This is a genomic window from Rhodothermales bacterium, assembly GCA_017643395.1.
GTDB lineage: Bacteria > Bacteroidota > Rhodothermia > Rhodothermales > UBA10348 > JABDJZ01.
Genome location: JAEPNP010000003.1, coordinates 208,210 through 230,869, shown reverse-complemented (window position 1 = coordinate 230,869; position 22,660 = coordinate 208,210). Strand labels below are relative to the sequence as shown.

Annotated in this window: 17 protein-coding genes; 7 read left to right on the top strand and 10 right to left on the bottom strand. The window is 63.2% G+C overall.

All coding sequences use genetic code 11. The features are described 5' to 3' along the window. Window positions 1–226: 226 nt before the first annotated feature. The 3 genes from JJ896_11505 to JJ896_11495 all read right to left on the bottom strand — a co-directional run bounded on the left by JJ896_11505 (window position 227) and on the right by JJ896_11495 (window position 4,722). Window positions 227–1,354 carry a hypothetical protein gene (locus JJ896_11505; GenBank protein ID MBO6780269.1) on the bottom strand — a complete coding sequence of 376 codons (1,128 nt, stop codon included), beginning with the start codon at window positions 1,352–1,354 and terminating at the stop codon, window positions 227–229. After that, window positions 1,351–3,012 (bottom strand): L,D-transpeptidase family protein, encoded by a 1,662-nt coding sequence (locus tag JJ896_11500; protein MBO6780268.1) that lies wholly within the window; start codon window positions 3,010–3,012, stop codon window positions 1,351–1,353. Before JJ896_11500 ends, JJ896_11505 begins: the two co-directional genes overlap by 4 nt. 138 nt (window positions 3,013–3,150) lie before the next feature. Then, window positions 3,151–4,722, bottom strand: coding sequence for an aldehyde dehydrogenase family protein (locus JJ896_11495; protein ID MBO6780267.1), 1,572 nt, complete (start codon window positions 4,720–4,722; stop codon window positions 3,151–3,153). A gap of 29 nt (window positions 4,723–4,751) precedes the next feature. Between JJ896_11495 and JJ896_11490 the strand changes: the two genes are divergently transcribed. Together JJ896_11490 and JJ896_11485 are read left to right on the top strand one after the other, a co-directional pair. Then, complete coding sequence (locus tag JJ896_11490; GenBank protein ID MBO6780266.1) at window positions 4,752–5,279, top strand: GNAT family N-acetyltransferase; 528 nt, start codon at window positions 4,752–4,754, stop codon at window positions 5,277–5,279. A gap of 13 nt (window positions 5,280–5,292) precedes the next feature. Next, the gene (locus JJ896_11485; GenBank protein ID MBO6780265.1) at window positions 5,293–6,846 is read left to right on the top strand and encodes a M20/M25/M40 family metallo-hydrolase; all 1,554 of its coding nucleotides are present in this window, start codon (window positions 5,293–5,295) and stop codon (window positions 6,844–6,846) included. Here the strand turns inward: JJ896_11485 and JJ896_11480 are convergent, their stop codons facing one another. From JJ896_11480 to JJ896_11460, 5 genes are all read right to left on the bottom strand, one after another. Continuing rightward, on the bottom strand, window positions 6,847–7,668 hold the full coding sequence (locus JJ896_11480; GenBank protein ID MBO6780264.1) for a DUF4440 domain-containing protein: 822 nt from the start codon (window positions 7,666–7,668) through the stop codon (window positions 6,847–6,849). Further along, window positions 7,668–10,151, bottom strand: a complete 2,484-nt coding sequence (locus JJ896_11475) for a penicillin acylase family protein (GenBank protein MBO6780263.1) — start codon at window positions 10,149–10,151, stop codon at window positions 7,668–7,670. Before JJ896_11475 ends, JJ896_11480 begins: the two co-directional genes overlap by 1 nt. Window positions 10,152–10,331: 180 nt before the next feature. Continuing rightward, window positions 10,332–11,462: a TlpA family protein disulfide reductase gene (locus JJ896_11470; GenBank protein ID MBO6780262.1), complete on the bottom strand. Its 1,131-nt coding sequence runs from the start codon at window positions 11,460–11,462 to the stop codon at window positions 10,332–10,334. 255 nt (window positions 11,463–11,717) lie between these two features. After that, the gene (locus JJ896_11465; protein MBO6780261.1) at window positions 11,718–12,731 is read right to left on the bottom strand and encodes a hypothetical protein; all 1,014 of its coding nucleotides are present in this window, start codon (window positions 12,729–12,731) and stop codon (window positions 11,718–11,720) included. A 751-nt stretch (window positions 12,732–13,482) separates the two neighbouring features. After that, window positions 13,483–13,812, bottom strand: coding sequence for a helix-turn-helix domain-containing protein (locus JJ896_11460; protein ID MBO6780260.1), 330 nt, complete (start codon window positions 13,810–13,812; stop codon window positions 13,483–13,485). A gap of 107 nt (window positions 13,813–13,919) precedes the next feature. Between JJ896_11460 and JJ896_11455 the strand changes: the two genes are divergently transcribed. Then, window positions 13,920–15,563, top strand: a complete 1,644-nt coding sequence (locus JJ896_11455; GenBank protein ID MBO6780259.1) for a M1 family metallopeptidase — start codon at window positions 13,920–13,922, stop codon at window positions 15,561–15,563. Here JJ896_11455 and JJ896_11450 read toward each other — a convergent pair. Beyond that, complete coding sequence (locus JJ896_11450) at window positions 15,560–16,288, bottom strand: SDR family oxidoreductase (protein ID MBO6780258.1); 729 nt, start codon at window positions 16,286–16,288, stop codon at window positions 15,560–15,562. The two genes, JJ896_11455 and JJ896_11450, sit on opposite strands and share 4 nt — an antisense overlap. A 117-nt stretch (window positions 16,289–16,405) precedes the next feature. On the opposite strand from JJ896_11450, the gene JJ896_11445 reads away from it, so the two are divergent. Continuing rightward, on the top strand, window positions 16,406–17,278 hold the full coding sequence (locus JJ896_11445) for a DUF547 domain-containing protein (GenBank protein MBO6780257.1): 873 nt from the start codon (window positions 16,406–16,408) through the stop codon (window positions 17,276–17,278). Between the two features lie 26 nt (window positions 17,279–17,304). Here the strand turns inward: JJ896_11445 and JJ896_11440 are convergent, their stop codons facing one another. Continuing rightward, window positions 17,305–19,227, bottom strand: coding sequence for a CBS domain-containing protein (locus JJ896_11440; GenBank protein ID MBO6780256.1), 1,923 nt, complete (start codon window positions 19,225–19,227; stop codon window positions 17,305–17,307). Window positions 19,228–19,349: 122 nt separating this feature from the next. Here JJ896_11440 and JJ896_11435 point away from each other — a divergent pair, with 122 nt between their 5' ends. From JJ896_11435 to JJ896_11425, 3 genes are read left to right on the top strand one after another with little or no spacing between them, the layout of a single operon-like run. Further along, window positions 19,350–20,591 (top strand): tetratricopeptide repeat protein, encoded by a 1,242-nt coding sequence (locus tag JJ896_11435; protein ID MBO6780255.1) that lies wholly within the window; start codon window positions 19,350–19,352, stop codon window positions 20,589–20,591. Next, entirely contained in the window at window positions 20,588–21,346 is a 759-nt protein-coding gene (locus JJ896_11430; protein ID MBO6780254.1) for a DUF4292 domain-containing protein, read from the top strand. Before JJ896_11435 ends, JJ896_11430 begins: the two co-directional genes overlap by 4 nt. Further along, the gene (locus JJ896_11425; protein ID MBO6780253.1) at window positions 21,346–22,545 is read left to right on the top strand and encodes a peptidoglycan DD-metalloendopeptidase family protein; all 1,200 of its coding nucleotides are present in this window, start codon (window positions 21,346–21,348) and stop codon (window positions 22,543–22,545) included. The genes JJ896_11430 and JJ896_11425 overlap by 1 nt, the downstream gene beginning before the upstream one ends. Window positions 22,546–22,660 lie beyond the last annotated feature (115 nt).

The following is a 22,660-nucleotide window of genomic DNA, read 5'->3' as shown; positions in this document are numbered from 1 at the left end:
AAAGTGCCGCCCTCAGCATGTCTGTCTATTCCTCCCTCAAGTGTACTTGTATCCATGATCGCGAGCAGAAACATTGACTCGCCGCGAGCTATCATTGACTCGCATTTACATGGTACAAAAGCGGCCCCAGGCTGTCTGTAGGCCCATTTTGCGAGTCCGGATAGGACGCGTGCCCGTCGCCCCGTAGGGCGATTCCTACAGGTGTCTGTCGCGTCCTACATGCGGACTACCAGCGCGCCACGTAGCCCCGAACATCCACGTGCACGAATGGCCCGCGGTGCGGCTTGGGGCCGTACAGTCCCATGCCGCCGAGGAAGGGCTGATACCAGGCCTGTTCCTTCATCCGGTCGATGAAGTCGTACAGTACCCGGGCGTCGCCGATGTCCTCCCGGCCGTTGCCGTTGAGATCATCCATCCGGCCATCGCCATCTTCATCGATGAAGATGTCGGCGGCGCGCCCATACAGGTGCAGCGAGTATCGCGTGGTGTTGCCGATGGATGCGTTGTACCACGGAGTGCGGAAGGCGCTCATCACCGTGAACGTGGTGACGTCAAACCCGTCGCTCTGCAATTCGTCCAGGAGCATCTCCAGCTTGATCAGCAATCGCTCGTCCAGAATCATGTAGCGCGGGTTTCCGGGCTGGTGGGACGCGAACGACGCAAGCGTGAAACTTGGAGATACGCGTACGGCTGCGGTCTCTTCCGTGACCGGAATCAATCCCTCCGGCGGGTTGAAGCGCACGTCGCCACGGAGCGGCTTGCTCTGGTAGGCCCCGATGCGGTAGCCGTTGAACAGCGCGGGTCCGTTTCTGAAGGGCTCCTGGACCAGCACATTGAACTGAATGCGATCCACCGGACCTTCGACGAACAGTGGGTAATAGCCCGGTTGTTCTGGTGCCTTCCAGATCCACTGCCCGTCCGAAGCCTCCAGCAGAGTGCCCGACTCGGTCAGCAGACTGTACTCGGCCTCCGGCCGCTCAAACACGGTTTCAAATTCTACTTCCTCACCCGGAAGCACGAACAGCCCCATCACCGAGTACGGCACCACCAGGTCTTTGACCTGCACGGCAAAGCTGGCCCTCGGGCCGGTCTCCACCGGTTCGGAAACGGCCGGCACGTGAGGATCTCCCACGGCGGCCGGCTCGAGAGGCAGCCCGGCCGCTGCGGCCAGCTCGGCCTCGCGCTCAACGGCTTCATCCGGATCAAGCGGGGGTGCCTTCTCGAGCACGGGCTGCTCGACATGGGCCCGCGCCGTAGCGACGCGGGCCCGGTCATTCTCCACGCTCCAGTGCCATACGGCGACAAACAGTGCGATCAGAAACAGGGTGAGAGGCAGGATTCTCCGTGCGTTCATTTTGACGCCGTCACCTGTCCTTCGTATCGCTCCAGGGCCGTCAGAAGGGCCCGGTCGTTGTCATAGATGTCACCGCGGAAGGCAATGAGACCATCGTCCTCGAACGCCGTCAGGTACATGATGTACACCGGGATGGTCTCTGAAAGCCGGACCACCTGGCGCTCGTTGGAAGCAATGGCACTCTCGACGTCCAACAGCCCCCAACCCTCCTGACCAAGCACGTACTCACCGAATCCCGGCGGATCCTCCAGGCGGATGCACCCGTGGCTGAAGTCACGCTCGGCCTCGGAGAACAAGTGGTCGGCCGGAGTATCGTGCAGGTAGATGGCGTGGCGATTGGGAAACATGTACTTCACCTGACCCAGCGCATTGTTGGTTCCAGGCTGCTGCCGAATGCGCACAGCACCTGATTCGATGTCGTCCACAGTCACCGCAGCACCCGGAACCACGTCTCCGTCGCCGTCCACACCCTCATAGCCGCGGGAAGCCAGATAGCCCGGATCCTCCTTCACGTTGGGCAGAATCTCCCCCATGGTGATACTCCTCGGCACGTTCCAGTAGGGATTGAAGACCACGTGGTCCATCTCATCCTGGAAGACGGGCGTCTCGCGACCACCGTATTCCGAGCCCACGACCACCCGCATCTCGAGAGACTCACGGCCCTCATCATAACCGTAGACCTTGAATTCGGGGATGTTGACGAAGATGTGGCGATCTCCCAGGTCCCTGGGCAGCCAGCGAAGTCGCTCCATGCTCATTTCGATCTGGCGAATCCGCTCCTCCACCGTGGTGTTGAGGGCAGCCAACGTGGCAGGACCGACCGTACTGTCCACCACGAGGCCGTTTCTCTCCTGAAAGCGCGCGAGAGCGGATTGAATCGCTCCATCAAATGTCGAGTCGGACATGGCGCCCGATGCCAGGTCTCCACTGGCACTCAGGCGTGCCCGCAGTGCCGGAACGCGCGGGTCCAGGTCTCCGGGACGAATCAACTCATCTCCGTCGGAAACGGGCTGCCACCCTCCTCGGTCCGCTATTTCGCGATACCGGGCGAGCGCATCCACGAGGTTCTCATACCGCGGCGACTCCGGCACAAGCAGTGTGCGCAGCGAGCGTGGCGGACTCCCTGAAAGGACCTCGGTAAGAATCGAATCCATCTGGGCACGAGGGACGGTCAGGTACACCTCAGACCCCAGCCCGCGCGGGTCGACACGCCCTTCGAGGTGCGCGCCGGCAAACTGTATGAAGGCCCGCGAGAACTCCAGCTCGGCGGCGACCGCATTGCGCGGCACCGGATCCTCTTCCACCAACTCAGTGGCCTCATGCAGGGCAGTTAGCCCGAATGCCTCAGGACGAAATCCATCCTGCTCAGACGCTTCAATCTCCCGCATCAGCATCTCGGCGAGCCGGGTCGGCTCGGGACCGTCCATCCAGGCGGCTCTGTATGCGTTGGCCGCATAGAACTGCTGGATGTCCTCATCCACTGGGCGAGCCCATGGATACTGGGCATCAAAGCCCGGCGACTCCTCGAGAGTCGTTTCCAGCAAGCGTACGACCGCGGAATCTGCCGCGGCCGGCCAGTTGTCCGGATCGGCTTGCGGGGTGAGCCCCAGAAGCTGGGTAAAAAGCAGCAGGCGGAGAATTTGAATGACGACTACCATGACCTGAAAACTGATAACTAATCCTGCTGGACAAGCTAGCAGATCAGGTCGCGCGCGCCTGTAAGCCCATGTGGGATTTGGCGATCAGAGGATCGCGCAAACCCGTGTAGGACAATTCCGACCGCCCGATGCGGGAGCTCAGCCGAAGCTGATTCCCTGCGCCAGCGGCAGCTCCGTGCTCCAGTTCACCGTGTTGGTCTGGCGGCGCATATACACCTTCCAGGAATCGGAACCGGACTCGCGTCCACCCCCGGTCTCCTTCTCGCCACCAAACGCTCCCCCGATCTCTGCACCGGAGGTGCCGATGTTGACGTTGGCAATACCGCAATCGGACCCGCGGTGGGACAGGAAGTACTCCGCCTCACGGACGTGGCCGGTAAAGATGGCGGAGGACAGTCCCTGCGGCACATCGTTGTGCAGGCGCATGGCCTCCTCCAGCTCATCGACCGCTTCGCGCGGCGAGGAGTTGGCATCGCCGTAGCCGATGATGTAGAGAATCGGCCCGAAGGTCTCGTTCTGCACGATGGCAAAGTCGTTCTTGGCGCGCGCGATACACGGCGTGACGTACAGCCCGCCGGGATAGTCGGGCCCTTCCAGCAGCTCGCCACCGTACAGGATTTCGCCGCCCTCGGCAACAACCTGCTCCTTGGCCCGCATGAGGTCATCCACCGAGCGCTGATTGACCAGCGGACCCATCAGCGTGGAGGGATCGCTCGGGTCGCCGATGCGCACATCCTTGTAGGCGCGCACCAGGCGGGTCTCCAGCTCCTCGCGCATGGATTCGTGCACGATGATGCGTCGCGTGGACGTACAGCGCTGACCGGCCGTACCTACCGAACCGAAGAGAATCGCCGGCAGCACCATGTCCATGTTGGCGTGCGGCGTGACGATGATGGCGTTGTTGCCGCCCAGTTCGAGGATGGTCTTGCCAAGGCGCTGTCCGACCACGCTCGCCGCGCGATACCCCATGCGGCAGCTTCCTGTAGCGGAAATGAGCGGAATGCGCTTGTCGGCCAGCATCGGCTCGCCCACCGTCGGCACGTCGCCGATCACCAGCGAGAAGATGGCCGGGTTCACATCATTGTCGATGCAGACCTGCTGCGCAATCCTGGTGCAGGCAATGGCCGTGAGCGGCGTGGCCTCAGACGGCTTCCACACGGTGGAGTCGCCGCAAACGGCTGCCAGGGCAGAATTCCAGGCCCAGACCGCCACCGGGAAGTTGAAGGCGGAAATGATGCCCACCACGCCCAGGGGATGCCATTGCTCCTTCATGTGGTGGTCAGGCCGCTCGGACGGCATGGTCAGCCCGTAGAGCTGCCGGGAGAGACCGGTCGCAAAATCGCAGATGTCGATCATCTCCTGCACCTCGCCCTCACCCTCGGCCAGGATCTTGCCCATCTCCAGGGTCACCAGCGCACCGAGTTCGTGCTTGTGGGCACGGAGCGCATCGCCTAACTGCCGCACCACTTCGCCGCGCTTGGGCCCCGGCACCTTGCGCCATTCCAGGAACGCCTGGTGCGCGCTGTCCACGACACGGTTGTACTCCTCCGTGGTGACCTGCCGCACGCTCGCGATGTGCGAGCCGTCGATGGGCGTCGTCACGTCCAGCAGAGGGCCGGATCCAATCCATTCGCCGTCAAAACCGCCGGCGTTGATCTCGGAGATGCCGAGCGTGTCGAGAAAAGCGCGTGCTTCGGTGGTAGCTTCCATCACCAGTGCCTGATTTTTTCTGATTTCCCGTGCCTAACGCTTCATTCCAAGGACCGCTCCCCGGCGACATCGAGATTCTCCCGTATTCCGCAGAACACCGGGGTGGCGTGATCGCCTGCTTTCGCAGCAATGTGCCCAAGTACTTCTCCAGCAACGAGCTACCGGACTTTCTGAAGCATGTTGAGGCGGACAAGGGCCCATACCTGGTAATGCTCGACCGCGGGGAGGTTCTGGCCTGCGGCGGCTTTGCCTTGCGCGGCGACACGGCCGACCTCTGTTGGGGCATGGTGCGGGCAGACTACCAGGGCAAGGGCTTCGGAGATGCCCTCATGCTCTACCGCCTCCTGGCCATCATTCAGAGTCCTGCCCGAGCCGTCCGGCTGGAAACCAGCCAGCACACAGAAAACTTTTTCCGGCGTTACGGCTTCTCCGTTGCCGAACGAGAGAAAGACGGATTCGAACCCGGACTGGACCGCGTGGAGATGCGCGCGGAGCTCGACAGCGTATTCAAACAACTGATTGACGAGCGCATGTCCGGATTCCAGAATCTGAACTAACCCGACCCGACTGATGCGTCTACTGGCCTGCCTGCTCACGGCACTGCTGACTGTTTCCGCCACCGCCCAGACTTTCTACTACGACGACGACACGCTGCGCGAGATGTATCGCGTAGGCATTGACGAGTCACAAACCCGCGCGCTGGCTCATCAGCTGCTGGACGTGATCGGCCCCCGGCTTGCGGGCAGCGAAGGCCTCGAGCAGTCCCAGGACTGGCTGATCGAGACCTACCAGGAGTGGGGCGTGGCCACCGAAAAACAGGAGATCGGCACGTGGTCTCGCTGGAAGGGCGGCATCCTGCACGTGGACATGCTGGCTCCGCGCGTCACGAGCCTGGAGGCTGAATTGAAAGCCTGGAGCCCGGCCACGAACGGTCCTGTCACGGGCGATGTGCTCCTGCCCCCCTCGGACGGCGACATCGAAGCCTGGAAGGCGAACGTCGCCGGCAACTTCGTGCTGCTGTCGGCGCCTGAGGAAATGTGCCGCGCCCGGCAGGAACTGGAAGCCAACGCGCAGGAGGCCGAAATCTCGGCGCTCAACGATCGCCGTGTCGGCACCGCAAGAGCGCACGCCGCCCGGCTGCAGCATCTGACCGGACTTGGCAACGCCTTCCGAGCCGCCGCGTCTGCGGCGAGCCTGGTGGACTCGCTCGGAGCCGCCGGCACACTCGAGTCTCGGTGGTCTGGCGGCTGGGGCGTCAACAAGGTGTTCGCTACCAACAATCAGCAGGCGGTGTCCCTGGACGTATCCTGTGAGGACTACGGACTGCTCTATCGCCTGGTGGCCAATGGAACGCCCGTGCGTCTGCGCGTCAACGCCGAGGCTGAGTTCGGAGGCGAGGTGCCGCAGTTCAACGTCATCGCCCGCATGGAGGGTAGCGAACTGCCCGACGAATACGTGATCCTGGGGGCCCACCTTGATTCATGGCACGCCGCCACCGGTGCCACCGACAACGGCACCGGCACGCTCACCATGCTGGAGGCGGCCCGCATTCTGAAAGAGACCTACCCGAATCCGCGCCGCACGATTCTTATCGGTCACTGGGCCAACGAAGAAGTCGGCCTTGTCGGCTCTGCGGCATTCCGCGAAGACAACCCGGAAATCATGGAAGGCGTGCAGGCCATGTTCAACCAGGACAACGGCACGTGGGCGTTTGAGCGACTCGAGGGCCAGGCGTTTGCGGAATCTCCCATGTTTCTTCCGCGATGGGCGGGCGCACTACCCGCCGAATGGCAGGCGCGCATGGTTGTCGAAGTGCCGGGTGCACAGAACAACGCCGGCTCGGATCACACCAGCTTTGTGTGTGCCGGCATCCCCAGCTTCCGCCTGCAGTCTCCGTACGACGAGTATCGCCAGTACACCTGGCATACCAACCGCGACACCTTCGACAAGGTCATGTTTGACCACCTGGCCATGAATGCAACCACGGCGGCCATCGTGGCCTACATGGCCAGCGAGGACGAGCGCCGGTTTGGTCGTGAGAAGGCCCTGCTGCCGCCATCGCGTAACGGCATGGCGCGTTCGTGGCGCGGCTGTCGGGACGTGGTCAGGTCCAGCGGACGGTAGCTACGGATCCCGCCGATTCGAAGCGTTCCCCACCAGTTTCCACCCGGCGTCCGTCTTTCGGTACAGCTCTACCCACGCCCACACATCGTGGAACGTGGCATCCCCCATGCGGCCGCGCACCTCAACCTCCGCGGCCAGCCACGCGAGCGTGCCGTCGACTGAAACGGTGACCTCCGGCTCCGCTACGTCCCGGTAGATTTCAAACTCCGCGGAGCCCAGGTAGGCCTCCCGTTCGGAGCGCCGTTCTGCGGCATGCGAGAACGAAATCTCGCCGCCGTTGACCGAGAGCGTGGTGTCCGCTTCGATGGCCATCCAGGCCTCGACGTCATTGTCGCGATGAGCGCGCAGCAATTCGGCGTGCATGGCCAGCAGCAAGACCTCGTCGCGCCGCGGCGATGACTCGAAAATCTGCACGCGATTGCCTTCGGGATCGCGCAACTGCAGGAAGCGCGCTGAGCCGATCGACAAGACACGCGGCCGCTCCCCGGTAGATGCTTCCACTCGATCCGCCATGCCGTCCAGGTCGCCCGTAGACACCCCCAGCTTGAAGAATCCCCTGGCACGCTCCCCGGCGTCCGCCATGCGCTGATCCATGATCAGCTCAATGCGCGCTCCCGGCGAAATCAGGTTGCGGATCTCGAAGCCGTCTCCGGAGGCCGCTGATTCGCGATACCCACCGAAGGCCTCCAGGTACCAGGCCTCCAGCGCATCCAGGTCGCTGCCGAGCACCGCGAAGTAAGCCGGTCCGGTCGGGCGCTCGATCCACTGCGCCTGAGACGGCATCGCGACCCAAAGCAGGGACAGGAAAAGCAGTGTTCTCATCATCGTTTCGGTTGTAGCCCCAGGCGTTCCTCAGCCGCCGCCTCCACCTTTTCCCGGGAGTAGTACACCGGGAAGAACCCATCGGCCGCCCACGTGCCAAACAGATTGCGGTAGTACGGACTGGACGGGTCGCCAGACTGCCCCGGCGCATTCATGCCCACGGACGCATCCCAGTTGCCGGTGTCCACAATGATGCGGAATGATGCGCCGGAGCGCTGCACACGCCCGCCGCCGGTCTGATTGACCGTGTAGCTGTTGCCACCTCGGGGCAGCACGCCGACATCCAGGAGATTGCGCATCTCATCGCCCACAGCCGCCGTCATGGGGTGCCGCATGGTGATGGTCTTCCAGTGACCGAACTGCCAGTCCGCCGGATCACCGCCCAGGTCCCGATCCAGGTCCTCCAGCGCGCCGCCCAACTCGCGCATCAGCAGCGCATCGCGCCCCTCCAGCGGATTGCACGATGAGCACAGCGCCGCAAACTCCGGTCCCGGCGCGGCCAGATGGGACAGTACCTGGGACATCGAAAGACTGCCGATGTAGGGCTGCACCGATTCCGATATCACCACGTCCGACACCGCGCGGCGCACGCGGCCCTCCCAGACTACATAGACGGCCGCCTCACGAGATTCGGCCGTGAGCAGGTAATCCCACTCCACGAGAGCGAGCGCCTCGGAGGCCGTGCGGACATCCGGCGCACCGATATGCCGCAGCATCGGCACCAGCGTGCGCGCGGGAATGGACAGGTAGTCCGTCTGCAGCGTCATCATGTCCGCCACCGAATGGATACGCCCGCTCGACAACTCCTCGGCGATGCGGTTGTAGCGAAACGGATCGGACCACTCCCACCCCACCGCGTCGCGATGCGGGTAGCCGTCCGGAACCAGCTCGTTGTTGGCCGTGGCAATCCAACCGCGATCCGGCTCGGCCTCCCAGGGCTTCTCGAGCATGGGCAGATAGTCGTCCCACTCGTAGCGGCCGTCTCCCGGCACGGGCACCAACCCGCTCCAGTTCGGCCGCACCGGGGCGATGCCCACCGACTGCCAGCCGATTGTGCCGTCGGCGTCAGCCCAGATCATGTTCTCCCCCGGAATGTGGGAGTAGGCGCAGGCCTCCCGGAATTCCTCCCACGACTGGGCCTGGTCCATGCGCAGACTCGCCAGGTACGGCGATCCGCCGATCTCCAGCCACCCCGCCCGCACCGCGTACGCAGTCGTTCCGTCCTGATACGTCACGGGACCGTGCCGGGTATACCGGTGGCGCACCACAACCGGGTCAGCACCCCGCACGTGGATGGTGTCCACCTCGACCTCCATGTTCTCCCACGCGCCACGATACCGGTACTGGTCCGGGTTATCCGGGTTGGTCTCGTAGACATACAGGTCCTCCGCGTCCGTCTGGAAGACGGTCAGCCCCCACGCCCCGAACCCGTTGTGGCCAATGGAGATGCCCGGGATCTCCGGCTCGCCGCCACCGATCACGTCCCAGCCAGGCCCCACCAGATGCGCCCAGTATCGCAGGGACGGCGCCGCCTGCGTGCGGTGCGGGTCATTGGCCATCATCGGGAAGCCGGACACCGACAGCCGGCTGTCCACCACCCAGTTGTTGCTGCCCAGATTCTCACGGTCATCCAGCGGAATCTCATCGTTCCATATGGCGGCCAGGTGCTCCCACGCATCCGGATTCGGGCGATGGGCAGCTGCCAGATCCTCCGGCTGAAACCGCACCGGCCGGCGGTAGGCATTGTAGATGCCCAGGATGTCGGCAGAGAGCGCATCGCCATCAATGGCCGGGTCCAGGGCGATGTCGGGAGTGCCCGGCTCGAAGCCCGCGACCTTCAGCACCTCCTCGGGTCCGGCAGCCGCCACGGCGCGACCGTAGCGAAGCTCCGCGTTGATGTTGCCCAACAGCCCCTGATGCCGTGAAATCACGACGTCCGGCGTCCATAGCTCAGGCCGCGTACCCAGCAGTTCGAACTCGATGGGCAGCAACGAAGGGTCCCGTTCGGTCTCGGCGATGTACGCGTTCACCCCGTCCACGAACGCCGTGATGATGGCCGCACCCCGGTCGTGGTAGTGGTTCATCTCGTCGGTGATATCGCCCCGGAACCGGAATAGGCGCGTGCCGATGTCGCGCTCCAACTCACGCGGTCCCAGCAGCTCCGCCACCGTGCCTGTGGCCTGCCGCCGCCACACCTCAAACTGGAAGAGCCGATCCCGCGCGGCCATGTAGCCTTGCGCAAAGAACAGATCGTGCTCCGTCTCGGCGTAGATGTGGTTGATGCCCCACGGGTCGCGTAGCACCTCCACAGGCTGGTCCAGGCCGGGCACGTCGACCTCCTGGGCGTTGGCAGTAGGCGAGCCAGCCAGTTCGAAAAGGACGAGGCAGACCGTAACGATGCGCATCTGAAAGAGGTGGAGTATGGTGCCAGCAATCGGCGCCGCATCAACGTCATAGTGTCTGGGATCGCTTCTCAGACGCACGAGTCTCGCGACTTCATGGACCCACTGCCAGATCGTACCTAGAAAGGGCGGTAGAAACGGTCTTAGGCCGGGCCCCGACGCCGGGCAATCGACCTCCGCATCTCCAGCCTGTTCCGCTCTGATGCCACTTGAGTCTTGCGTCAGCCTGCGGAGTTCAGACGCCGGAGCCCTTTCGCTGCCTCATTCCAAGCCGAGGAGGAGGCTCTTCACCCGCGGGTCATTCCACCTTGCAGCACCGACATGTCGAGCGACTAGTTGGTTGCCCGAATTCACAAGAAGAGTAGTTGGCCAAACCTCCGGCCGGACGGCGGTAGGCAGATCTCGCTCGTTAACGGTATACCAAGGCAGCCGGTAAGGATTACGCCTGAGAAATCTGCCAACAGTTTCCTCGGACTCCGTGGTGATGAAGAAAAAGTCCACCTCTCCCGCGAGGTCCTCATAGAGGATCTCAAACTCGGGGAGCTCCTCAATGCACGCTCCGCACCAAGTAGCCCAGAAATTGACGACGATAGGCTTGCCTCGGACGGGAGGTGCTTCAGAGGGTGGCATCGCCTGAACGCTCCAGGACAGTGGGTCTACAAAAACCGAGCTTTCCACACCAACGAGGTCACTGTCACTGAAGGCCGGAAGCTCCGAGCCCCAAGTCGCGGCCAGAGTTGCGTAGAAGGCCCTCGACAACGACTCGTCGTCGTCAAGCGGTTTGAAACTGGAGACGATCGTGCCATCGACCACGTAGAACAGCAAGGGCAGTTCCACGCTGCCAACGAACCAGTGCAAGCGACTGTCCTGTGTGTCATAGACGGGAAACGAGGGCAGTATTCGGGGTCGCTCCGAGTTGGAAAGCTCGTCGTTGTAGTACAATCCGGCGAAACTCACGCCCTTGGGGGCTACCTGACTAAGCGAGTCGAGGAAAGCTACCTCGCGCTCAAGACAGGAGAGGCAGCCACCGGAGCCAAATAACAGAATTAGCTCCCTTCCCCGGGCCCCAACTCGCTCCTCGTCGGCGACCCACACCCTCGGAAATCTCCGGCCACTATATCCCCAGGACATCGACATCGAGCCCGTGCGTTCGACCAGTTGATTGACGAGTTCGGAGGACTCCTTCTCAGCGTCCGCCAAGTCGGAACTCCGGAGCAACAGGACTGCGACCAGCGTGGAGAGGCCGACGAGAAGTGCGGTGTCCAGAATGCTCCTCCTACCAGTTCCCATGATAATTGCTGCGATTCCGGGCGACGGGCCTGGCGCCCGGAATCGATCCTGCCTATTCGGGTCCTGACTCTTCGGGTAGACAACACTTGCTGCCCACACCATTGCATTCTGCGGGATCGCTCGCACAATGATGGGATCTACAGGCAGGCAGGTATTGATTCACAGTACAGTAGCAGTAGTCGTTGCATTGAGCGCAGCAGTCCGGCATTATGGGCTCAATCGAGGCCGAGGACAAATCCTGGGCCAAGGCGCCCCAGCCAAGGCCAATCACAAATGCGACGGCTATCAGCATGGTGGAGATTCTGGCGGTTCTTTCCATAGGACCTGGTCTTTTTTGGTGATCGAAGAAGTCTCGGGCTAATCACCCGAGCGCGTACCGAAACTGAACCGAATCAATTGCGGGAAGGGCTCCGACACTAGTCCGTAGACGAGGCCCGCCCCATCGGTTGCACTCGGAAAAAAGAATGCTTTGTTGGTCCCGCTCCCGGATAAGGGCAGTTCTCCGAGTCTCTTGCCCTCAAAGTCGTAGAGAATTAGTAGCGTTCTCCCGGCACGACGGTCTTCCACTGCGTGAGCCAGCACGCCCGGAGTGGGAACGAAGACGCTTCGGCCTACTCCGGTGGGAAACGTCCATTCGCCCTCTTCGTAGGTCGACCCAAAGAAATCGACGTCACGCGAGATCTCACTGAGAGGAGTCCCCGATTCGTCAAAGCTCCGAATCTCGTACGGCAGGGCAAAACTCAGGAACCAGCGTCCGCTGGCGTAGGCTAGGCTGACCTCCCTGAAGTCCTGCAGGTCAGCATTCAGGTACTCGTAGTACAGCGGGTGCTTTTCCCCAAAGGAGTTCAACTCTTCACCCTCCTCGGAGAAGACGCGAACGATGTGACCCTCGGGGGGTAGCACCCTCTGGGCGAATGTTGCAGCTACCGTTCCATCGCGGTGCCCTCTTAGCCACAATCCAGCCCCCCGACTGACGGTGAAAGCCCCCAAAAACGCTCCTGACTCGACATCCAGAAGAGAGATTCGCCGCTCCTCTTGATCCCAGACATAGTACTTGTGCTCATCTTCAGACAAGGCGAATGACCAGGGCATCTGGAATTCCCCGGGACCGCTTCCAGTCGTCAGATTGAAGAGCCGTTCAAGCTGACCGGCGGACGAAAACCTCCGAATGTCACGGCGAATCCCATCGAGAACGTGAACTCGCCCCTTCGAGTCAACCTCAACTCCTCGAATGAGTCCGAAGATCGAGTCATCATTCTCGAGCGAGCCAATGCGACCCTCTTCCACAATGATGTATGTCGGAGAGGGTTGGGAGTACGCAACCGTGCCCCGAAACACCGAGAGAACGATAAGCAAGCGAAGTAGTGGCATTTCGCTACCGGTTTCAGGAGCCCAGAGGTTCCGCTGGCCTCATCCGCCTCTCGTATTCGCTGGCGATGCGCGGAGCTCCGATTGGGGTCCCGCTAAGGAGGACGCTTCCCTCCTTATCGAGGAGGACAGTGGATGGAATCTTGCCGGGTGGCAACCCGGCAGCGCTGGAGAAAAGGCCTAGAGAATCGTAGTGAATCGTGATGGGGAGGTCCTCCAGATAGTCTCTGGTCACGGCCGCCGAATAGGCCCGCGACGGACCGTTCACGATTAGAATCAACTCTGCTCCGAGCTCAGTCAGAGTTCCGTCGCGGTAGTACATCCAGTCTGCCAGATTAGAGATGCACTGCATGCAGGTTGGAGTCAAGAAACTGACGACATAGAACTCTTTGTCTTGCCGGATGGCAGAACTCGCGCCCGACACCAAGTCCGGCATAGCGGAGGGAAGGACAATAGAGGCAGGGAACCCTGCCACAGTGGAGGCTCCGACGGGACTCTCGGCACTCGCCCCCAAGTCGGAAAAAAATGCACTTCCCAGAAAGCTGCCCGAGATAACAGCCAGGATAGTTGCGACCACCAGGAGGATGGGACGGATGGTCGCGAGGAGTCGGTCTCGGCTTCGCATATGGCCTGATGCGTGGTCGGAAGTCACAATACCGGCCGGACGAAGGGTCTTGCAACGCAAATTGTTTGACGATTTTGGGCCACAGACTCCCGTTCTAGAATGAGGGCATCTCCCGGTCTGATATCGCCGTCAGAATCTCCCGCGGATGATGACAGATCGGTACTCGGACATTGTCATTCCACACCTCCTCTTGAACGCCCGAAAGGCCGTCTCTACTCGCCTATATCCGACAACCTGCGCGATTTCTCCGCATTGCAGCGTGGTTGTGCGAAGCAATCGTTTCATCAGATCGACCCTGCGTTTCTCAATATGCGAGCCTAGAGACTCGCCGGTATCCCGCTTCACGGTCCTCCGAGCGTCATCGTAGGAGACGCCAAGCGCGACGGCCAGTTCGGGTCCACCCTCCACCTGGGCGATTTGCTCGTCGATTGCCTGTAGGATGTACACTGCTTCTGCCATTTGTCCAGATCAACGCCGTGATGAAATAGCCCTCCGGACGCGCCCGTGAGTAGTCGTTTAACACTATTCTGGTTGGCATTTTTTGACCTTTTTTAGTTCGACACGACATGCCTATCAGCCTTCCGGCAGTAGCAGGCCTGATCCTGCTTGCCGGTTCGCACGTCGCCCAAGCGCCAGCAAAAACCGACGTCTACCCCAAGGACTACCGGGTAGACATGCTCAACTACGCGTTCCACCTCACGCTGTCGGACGATACCGACCGCATCGAGGGCCGGGCCGTGATTGACGTCGCCTTCCGGGGTGCGGGCGTCGATAGCCTGAGACTGGATCTCACGAGCGTGGAGGGTGCTACCGGCATGGCCGTCGCGGAGGTGCTGTGGAACGGAACCACCACCGGACATCGCCACGAAGACAACGTGCTCTGGGTCGATGTGCCCGGCGTCTCGGCGGAAGACCAGTACGGACAGTTTGAGGTGCGCTACGGGGGCGTGCCGGCACGCGGCCTGCTCATCGGCCCCAACAAGCACGGGGACCGCACCTTTTTCAGCGACAACTGGCCCAACTGGGCGAGGGACTGGCTACCGACGGTGGACCATCCCTATGACAAGGCCACGAATGAGTTCATCGTCACCGCGCCCGGCCACTACCAGATTGCCTGCAATGGCATCCAGATCGAAGAGACCAACCTGGAGGGCGGCCGGAAGCTGACACACTGGAAGAACTCGGTGCCCATCGCCACGTGGCTCTATGCGCTCGCCGCCGCCGAATTCGCGGTGCAGCATGTCACCGACTTTCGAGGGGTGCCCATCGAAACCTGGGTCTACCGTCAGGACCGTGACGCCGGCTTTTATGACTTCGCCGTGCCCACGCCGCACGCCATGGAGTTCTTCTCCGACTACGTGGGCCCGTACGCCTACGAGCGCCTGGCCAACATCCAGTCCAACTCCGTGGGCGGCGGTATGGAGGCGGCCACCAACATCTTCTACGGGGACCGCAGCGTGACGGGCAACCGGGAGGTGCGCTGGCGCAACATCATCATCCATGAGGTGGCCCACCAGTGGTTCGGCAACGCGGTCACCGAATCAGATTGGGATGACGTCTGGCTGAGCGAAAGCTTCGCCACCTACTTCACCCTGCTGTTCCGCGAGCACGCCTACGGCCGCGAGGACTTTGTGGCCGGCCTGAAGGATCATCGCGAGGGTTTTCGCAGGTGGATCGCCGAAAACGGCACGGAATTCCGCACCATCCACGACAACCTCGACCCCATCAGCCGCGGCACGGTCACCACGTACCAGATCACGTATCTGCGCGGCGCGTGGGTGCTGCACATGCTGCGCAACCTGGTGGGCGATGAGTCCTGGTGGCAGGGCATCCGGACCTACTACGCCGAGTTCATGAACCTCAACGCCACCACCGAGGACTTCATGCGCCACATGGAGGAGGCGTCCGGCATGGAGCTGCAGGCGTTCTTTGACCAGTGGCTGCGGAGAGGGGGGCATCCTGATCTGGAGGTCGTGTGGGCGCGCGGTCGTGACGGTCAACTTCGCGTGCGTGTGAACCAGTCCAGCGATTTCATCCTGCCCGTGGAGATCGGGATCTACGCGCCGGGCAGCGACACGCCGGAGGTTTTCTCGCTTCCAGTGCGGCCTGGGGCGTCAGATCACGCCGTGCGCTACGACGGCGAGATTGAGCGCGTCGTTGTCGACCCGCGCACCGTGCTCATGGCCAACTGGACCCTGCGAGCCCGCTAGCGCATGTAGCTCCCGCCGTTCAGATCCAGAATGGTCCCCGTCGCCATCTCCGCGCCGGCCAGATAGACAATGGCCTCCGCCACCTCCTCCGCGGTGGCCACCCTGCCGAGCGGCGACTGGGCGCGGATCCCATCGCCCTCCGGCCCTGCCAGTCGTTCCGCCGTGCCTTCGGTCTGCACAAAACCGGGCGCGACGGCGCTTACGCGAATGCCCTGCGAACCCAGCGCCAGCGCCAGGGACTGCGTCAGGGAATTCAGCGCTGCCTTCGAGGCCCCATACGCCGGCATGTCCGGCTCGCCGCGAAAGGCCCCGCGTGAGGACACGTTGACAATCGCCCCGCCATTCCGCATCTGCCGCGCCGCCTGAAAACACAGGTCCGCCGGCCCCAGCAGGTTTACGGCCAGAATGCGCTTCCAGTCGGCCTGCCAGTCCGCAAAATCCGTCCGGGCGATGGGATGGTGCCCCCGCACGGCCGCATTGTTGACCAGCACGTCCAGCCCGCCGAGTCCTCGCGCGGCCTGATGCACTATGCGCTCCGCCTCTGTGGCGACGTCCCCCATGACCAGCAGGTGTCCGGTTCCGGCCAGGGAGGCCTGCACTTCAGCCGCCTCGTCGGCCCCCGAACGATAAACAAGCGCGACGCGGTCGCCCGCTTCGGCAAACGCGCGGGCTGCCGCAGCCCCGATCCCGCGGGAGGCGCCCGTGATCAGTACACAGCGATTCATGCGCGCAATCTAGCCGCCACATACATAGCCGACGCCGCGTGCAGCCGCCCGGCGCGATTTCACAGCCGCTAAACGGATGTGCCGTAACGCATTGCCCACCCGCGCATTCTTAGAGGCATGCGCACTGCACTTTTTACCCTTGTCGCGATTCTGCTGGTTGGCTTTGTAGCCCTGCCCGAGCCCTATCGGGAGGTCGCCAAAGCCGTTGTGACCGGTCCCGATGAGGAAGCGCTGGTGCAGGGCGTGCTCGAGGGCGGCAGTGTGACCGCCTACGAGACCACCTACACCCGTGTCCTGGCAGACGTTCTGACTGCGGAAGGTCTGGTGCACTACGATCTGCTGTCCAAGCACCCGGACTGGCCGACCGTGGTCGAGGGCATCGAGCAGTTCGACTTTTCGACGGCTGACACGGACGCCAGGAAGCTGGCCTTCTGGCTGAACGCCTACAACGTGCACATGATGAACCTGGTGCTGGACCGCCCGGGTAGAGACAATGTGCTCGGCAAGGACCTGGGCACGGTGTTTTTCAAGCGTCCGGTGCGTGTGGCCGGCCAGATGCTGACGCTCGACCAGATAGAGCATGACCTGCTCCGCGAGGGCGAAGCGGCATTTGAGGCACTGCGCCCATCGCAGTTCGATCCGCGCATCCATGTATCGCTGAACTGCGCGGCCATTTCCTGCCCGCGTCTCTGGCCCGAGGCGTACCAGGCGGACAAGCTGGAAGCCCAGTTGGACAAGGCCATGCGCGAGTACGTCAACAGCCCGCAGCATTTTCGCGTCGAGGACGGCAAGCTCATCGCCAGCAGTCTGCTCAAGTGGTTTGCCGAAGACTTTGACCGCGCCGGCATGCCGGCCGGAGACTGGCTGCTCGCCCACATGAGCGAGGATCGGCCTCAGTATGCCGAACTACGGGAGCACCTCCGCGGCCGCATGGCCGAGGAAATCGACGCGGACTTCCAGTACGACTGGACGGTTAACCGGGCCGGCTGACACGGGCCGCAGAGCCTGTGCCGCCCCTACTCCGCCTCCAGGCGCTCGTCGAGCAGTTTCCCGGCAATGCGGGAGAAGTCGGACTCGGTGATGATGCCCACCAGCTGCCCGTCGCGCACCACCGGCAGCGCCCCGACCTTGCGTTCCCGCATCAGTGAAACGGCCTCCTGAATGGAGGTCGTCGGCGAGACGGCAACCGGGTTGGTGATCATGATGTCCTTGACCACGACGTCCGGGTTGTCGGCGTACACCGTATCGCGCGAAGACAGGTAGCGCAGGATGCGCTTGTGCGGAATCAGCCCCACCAACCGGTGTTGGTTGTCCTCCACGACGACGTGGCGAATGTTGCGCCAGTCCATGAGCACGGCCACAAAGTCCACCGCTTCATCCTGGTGCACCGTGAACAGGTCCGTGGACATGTAGTGCTCCACTCGGGTCTCGCGCAGACGCTTCAGTGTGGTGCTTTCGGCCAGCGAGGCCAGTCCCCACTCATGCCCCGGCGCTCCGGTCTCCTGGCGGGCAATCGTCGCCGCAACCAGCGCATCCAGACGTTCGGCCCGGGTTGAGCCCTCGCGCTTCATCGCCGCCAGTGATTCCAGTTGCCATTGAGCCCCGTTCATGCGGGTGCGCACACGGGCATCCACAATGTCCAGGTACCGGCTGATGTCCGCGGCGTCAATGCCCGCATCTTTCAAGCCCTCACGAGCGATGGGGATCAGCTCATCCGTGATCAATTCCGGCGTGGAGTACCGTCCTCCGTCGAGCCAGCGGAGATTCGCGCCGAGCCCCAGCCGTGAGGCCGCCACGAAGTTGGACTGGGCCTCGTCAAAATCCATGAGCGGCCGGATGTCCTTGTATGCTTTGCGCAGCCCCAGAACCAGTCCGAACCAGAAGGCCGAATTGGCCACCTCATCGATCACACTGGGACCCGAGGGCAGGACCCGGTTTTCGATGCGCAGGTGCGGCTTGCCACCAGCGACGCCGTAGATGGCGCGGTTCCAGCGGTACACGGTGCCATTGTGCACCCCGAGGGCCTTGAGCTTGGGAATCTGGCCCTGCCGCAGGATGTCGAACGGATCGTCGAAGTCACTCGTCATGATCACCCGGAAGCGGGCGATGTCCTCTTTGTAGAGCTCGGTGACCGACTCGTTGACCCAACACGTGCCGAAGTGCACGCGCGGACTCATCTCGCGCAGGTACAGGTTGCTGGAACGGGTGTCCACGGCCTGCTGGAAGAGGGCGATGCGCGTCTCCCGCCACAGCCGTTTCCCGAAGAGCGTCGGCGAGTTTGCGGCCGCCGCCAGCACGGGCGCGGCGACCAGCTGCGCCACGTTGTAGGTGTGCGCAAAGTCGTCCGGATCCACCTGAAAGTGGGTCTGGAAGGACGTGTTGCAGCCTTCCACCATGATGTTGTCATGCTGGAAGAAGAGCTCGTCCGTGCCACGAATGGCGTACTGGGCCGGCCCCGTTCGCAGTCCCATGATCGCGTCATTCAGCGCGTAGTAGCGCGGCATGGGCGTCATGTTCTCCAGCGTGAGGTCCGACAGGTGCAGCGTGGGCAGAATGCCGGTCATCACTACACGGGACCCCTCTTCGCGGGCGACCTGTCGCACGTAGGCCAACACCTCGTTGATCTGCTTCTCGAGCTTGCTCATGCAGTCCCCGCCGAGGTCGCAGGGATCCAGGTTGAACTCGATGTTGAAGCGGGTCAACTCGGTGACCAGGCGCTCGTCATCGGCGCGCTTCAGGATCTCCAGCACGGTGTTGGCAGGCTGCCCGCTGGGGTCCACCAGGAACAGCTCCTGCTCCGCGCCGATGCGTGCAACGCCGGTCTCGAACATGCCTTTGTCCAGCATGTATTCCAGCGCACGCACGTCCTGAATCACCTGCCGGGTAAAGCGGCGCGTGGCGGCCGGGTCAACAGTCTTGTGGACGTTGTGCTCTCCCATGACTCGATGATTGCTGAGGGCACGGCAGAGTACGCCCCGGAGGGCCGTTAATCAACGCGCGAACAGCCTCAGAAGCGCTTCTGGCCGCGAAACTTGCCCTACCCGGGCCACGTTTTGCATGCATGCGCGCCTTCACATTTGCCCTGCTCGTGGCCGTGCTCGGCACCTCCCTCACACCGGAGGCGTCCGCGCAGGTGCCGCAGGACCCCGTGCTCACTGCATCGCGCCTGCTGGTACGGGGTATGACGCGCAGCTTCCTGGGAGACTACGATGGTGCCCTGGCGCTGTTTGACCAGGCCCTGAGACTGCAGCCGGACGATGCGGCCATTCACGGCGCCATCGCGGAAGTGCATGAGACTCAGGGAGACCTCAACCAGGCCAGTTTCTACGCCGAGCGCGCGCTTTCCCTCGCGCCGGAGGGTCCCGAACACCTCCGCCTGGCATCCCGGCTGAGGCGCACCACGGGGGATCTGGTCGGATCGCTCGAGGCACTCGATACCCTGGTGGGCGTGCGCCCACGGGAGTCGGCGGCTCACGTGGAGCGGGCCCGCGTGCTGGTAGCCCTGGAACAACGCGGCGAAGCACGCGCCGCCTACGCGCTCGCCGATGACCTGGCGCCGCTACCCACGCCTGTGCTGGGTGAGCTTCTGGAGGTGCACATTGATCTCGGCGAATTGCAGGAGGCGGTTTCACTCACAGAACGCATGCTGTCTGCCGAGCCCGCGGCACCCGTGGCGTTGACCCGCGGCCAGATTCTGGTTCAGTTGGGCCGGACGGAGGAGGCCATCGAGAGCATGCAACTGGCGCTGACCCTTGACCCAGCCAATCAGGAGGCACGCGAGGCGCTGGCAGAACTCGCGCCGGAGGCCACCCCGGAGCCGCCCGCCCTGGACCCCGCCGCCATGGCGCAGGAGGCAGAGGAGAATCTGCGCGATGTGGGGCTGCGCGTACGGGCGCTTGCTGCCAACCTCAGCGCGCGCGACTTCGCTACGGCCGAGCGGCTGCTGGAGGACGGCTTGCTGTTCTTCCCCGGGCAGCAGGCGCTGGCGATGCTCGGGGCCGAACTGCGACTGCACCAGCTGCGCCTTGAAGAGGCCCGTGATCTGCTGGAAGGCGTTGGTGGCGGGGCCGCGCTGCGCGACCTGCTCCAGGCACTGGAGTCGGGCAGTGAACCGGCCGTGCAGCTTCCGGCCACCGGCTCCCTGCGCACCGGCGCGGACGCCGAGGATCGCAGCCCGCTTGAGTGGCTGCTTCGCGGCGATGCGCTGGAACGACAGGGCCAGGACGCGGCCGCCGTGCGATCGTGGCGACGCGCTCTGGAGGGCGCGCCGGACAGTCCCCTGTTGCTGTCGCGCCTGCAGTGAAACGATATCCTCTGCTCGGCCTGCTCGCCGTGCTTGCGGTTGGGTGCTCCGGCTCTCGTCAGGTTGCTTACATCCCGCCGTCGGCAGGATTTCCCAACCACTCGGTTGAGGAGATCGTCCAGCGGCTGCCGCCCCCGGATTCCCTGTGGGGCAGTTTCGCGGGAGACCTGGCCATCGCCTACAGTATGCCCGGTGATCGCGGTACCGTAAACGCGCGCGTCAGCTACCGTCGGGCGGACTCGGTACTCATGCGATTCCGCGCGCCGCTCGGACTGGAAGTATCCCGCGCTCTGGTTACGCAGGACTCCATGTTTGTGTATGACCGGGTGGCCCGCAAACTGTATGTCGGTGAGCGAGGCGTGGCGGATGCCATGCTACCCATCGGATTCTGGCGGAGCGATGTGGCGGCGGCCGTCTTCGGGTTCGAGACCCTGGATGCCGGCGGCTGGGAGTTGTCCACGGACAGCACGTGGTATGTGCTCACCCGGGGCGACCGCACCGTGATTGTGGACCCCGGCCCGTGGCGCATCATCGCCTCCGACACTCGAGATGCCAGTGGCATGCTTGTTGATCAGAGACGCTTTACCGATTTCGAGCGCATCGACGGGCTGTATGTGCCGCGCCGGATTGTGACGTCTCGCCCCGATCAGGACGTGCGGGCCAGCATCACCATCCGACGGCTCACGCCGGACCCGGATCGACTGTCGTTCGACCTCGGCCTCAGAAGTGATGTCGAACGTGTCCCCGTGTACTGATGCCCCTCCGGTTTCTCCTGCCGCTCGCGCTGCTACTGGTCGTGGACACCGCGGCGGCCCAGCTGTCGGCGGAGTCCGGGCTCAGGGACACGAGGGCCTCGTTTCAGGCCGAACTGGATGATCTGCGCTCGAAAATCTCGGCCACCGAGAAAGCGCTGAATCAAACCAAAAACCGGGAATCCAGCTCGCTGCGCATGCTCACGCAGCTCAATCGGGACATCGCTCTAAGGGAAGAGGTGGTGCGCACGTTTGAAGCGCGCATCGCCCAGTTGACGAACGAACGGGACTCGGTCTTTGCCCAGGTTGAGCATCTGTCCACGGAGATTCAGGCGCTGAAGGAAGAGTATCAGGCCCGGGCCACGCACGCCTACAAGTACGGCCGCATGCATGACCTGGCGCTGATCTTTTCGGCGGCATCCATCAACCAGATGCTGGTGCGCGTCAACTACCTGAACCGGTTCTCGGATGCCCGTCGCAAGCAGGTCGACGAGATTCGCGAGACCACCAACATACTCGAGGACCGTCGTCGTGACCTGCTGGAAACCCTCGCCTACACCGAGGAAACTCTGGCCGAGGCACGACAGGAACGCGAGCAGCTGTTTGACCAGAAGCGCGAGCGCCAGCGGGTGGTGCGCGCGCTCAGGCAGGAAAAGGGCAAGCTGGAAACCCAGTTGGCCCAGCGGCGCAAAGCTGAAGAGGATCTGGCCGGCAGGCTGGAAGCGCTGATCGCAGAGGAACGTCGCCGCGCCCTGGCCGCCGGCAACACAGGATTCAATGCCGCCGAGTTCGCGGCGCTCACGGGTAGCTTCGAGACCAATCGAGGCCGTCTGCCCTGGCCCGCGCGAGGCACCGTGGTGGAACGATTTGGCGTGCAGGTAAACGAGGAATACGGCACCCGCACCACCAACCAGGGCATCGTGGTGGCCACCACACCCGCCGCCGATGTGCGCTCTGTGTTTGAGGGCCGCGTCATCGGCATTGACGCGATGCCGGTGTACGGCACGTACGTGATGGTGTCGCACGGGGATTACGTCACGGTGTACGGCAACCTGTCCAAGGTGTACGTCACGCCCCAGCAGGCACTGACTGCCGGACAACTGGTCGGGCAGGCCGGGACCGAATCCGATCCGTACGGCGCTGGCTACTTCTTCGGGCTGTCCAAGGACGGCTTTGTGGATCCGGCGGCCTGGTTGAAGTAGGGTACCGCGCTCTGGGTCGGCGCTGCCCTGCCCGGAGCCGCGGCGCTCGGGGCCGCCGCCGCGGTTTTGGCCGCCGCCGCGCTCGGGACCGCCGCAGCCCCCATCGCCCGCTTTC

Excerpts from the sequence above, each read along its gene's own strand:
- JJ896_11455 (MBO6780259.1), top strand. The coding sequence starts at position 13,920 with ATGCCTATCAGCCTTCCGGCAGTAGCAGGCCTGATCCTGCTTGCCGGT.
- JJ896_11465 (MBO6780261.1), bottom strand. The coding sequence starts at position 12,731 with ATGCCACTACTTCGCTTGCTTATCGTTCTCTCGGTGTTTCGGGGCACG.
- JJ896_11505 (MBO6780269.1), bottom strand. The coding sequence starts at position 1,354 with ATGAACGCACGGAGAATCCTGCCTCTCACCCTGTTTCTGATCGCACTG.
- JJ896_11440 (MBO6780256.1), bottom strand. The coding sequence starts at position 19,227 with ATGGGAGAGCACAACGTCCACAAGACTGTTGACCCGGCCGCCACGCGC.
- JJ896_11485 (MBO6780265.1), top strand. The coding sequence starts at position 5,293 with ATGCGTCTACTGGCCTGCCTGCTCACGGCACTGCTGACTGTTTCCGCC.
- JJ896_11470 (MBO6780262.1), bottom strand. The coding sequence starts at position 11,462 with ATGGTGTGGGCAGCAAGTGTTGTCTACCCGAAGAGTCAGGACCCGAAT.
- JJ896_11460 (MBO6780260.1), bottom strand. The coding sequence starts at position 13,812 with ATGGCAGAAGCAGTGTACATCCTACAGGCAATCGACGAGCAAATCGCC.
- JJ896_11425 (MBO6780253.1), top strand. The coding sequence starts at position 21,346 with ATGCCCCTCCGGTTTCTCCTGCCGCTCGCGCTGCTACTGGTCGTGGAC.
- JJ896_11445 (MBO6780257.1), top strand. The coding sequence starts at position 16,406 with ATGCGCACTGCACTTTTTACCCTTGTCGCGATTCTGCTGGTTGGCTTT.
- JJ896_11435 (MBO6780255.1), top strand. The coding sequence starts at position 19,350 with ATGCGCGCCTTCACATTTGCCCTGCTCGTGGCCGTGCTCGGCACCTCC.
- JJ896_11480 (MBO6780264.1), bottom strand. The coding sequence starts at position 7,668 with ATGAGAACACTGCTTTTCCTGTCCCTGCTTTGGGTCGCGATGCCGTCT.
- JJ896_11500 (MBO6780268.1), bottom strand. The coding sequence starts at position 3,012 with ATGGTAGTCGTCATTCAAATTCTCCGCCTGCTGCTTTTTACCCAGCTT.
- JJ896_11495 (MBO6780267.1), bottom strand. The coding sequence starts at position 4,722 with ATGGAAGCTACCACCGAAGCACGCGCTTTTCTCGACACGCTCGGCATC.
- JJ896_11450 (MBO6780258.1), bottom strand. The coding sequence starts at position 16,288 with ATGAATCGCTGTGTACTGATCACGGGCGCCTCCCGCGGGATCGGGGCT.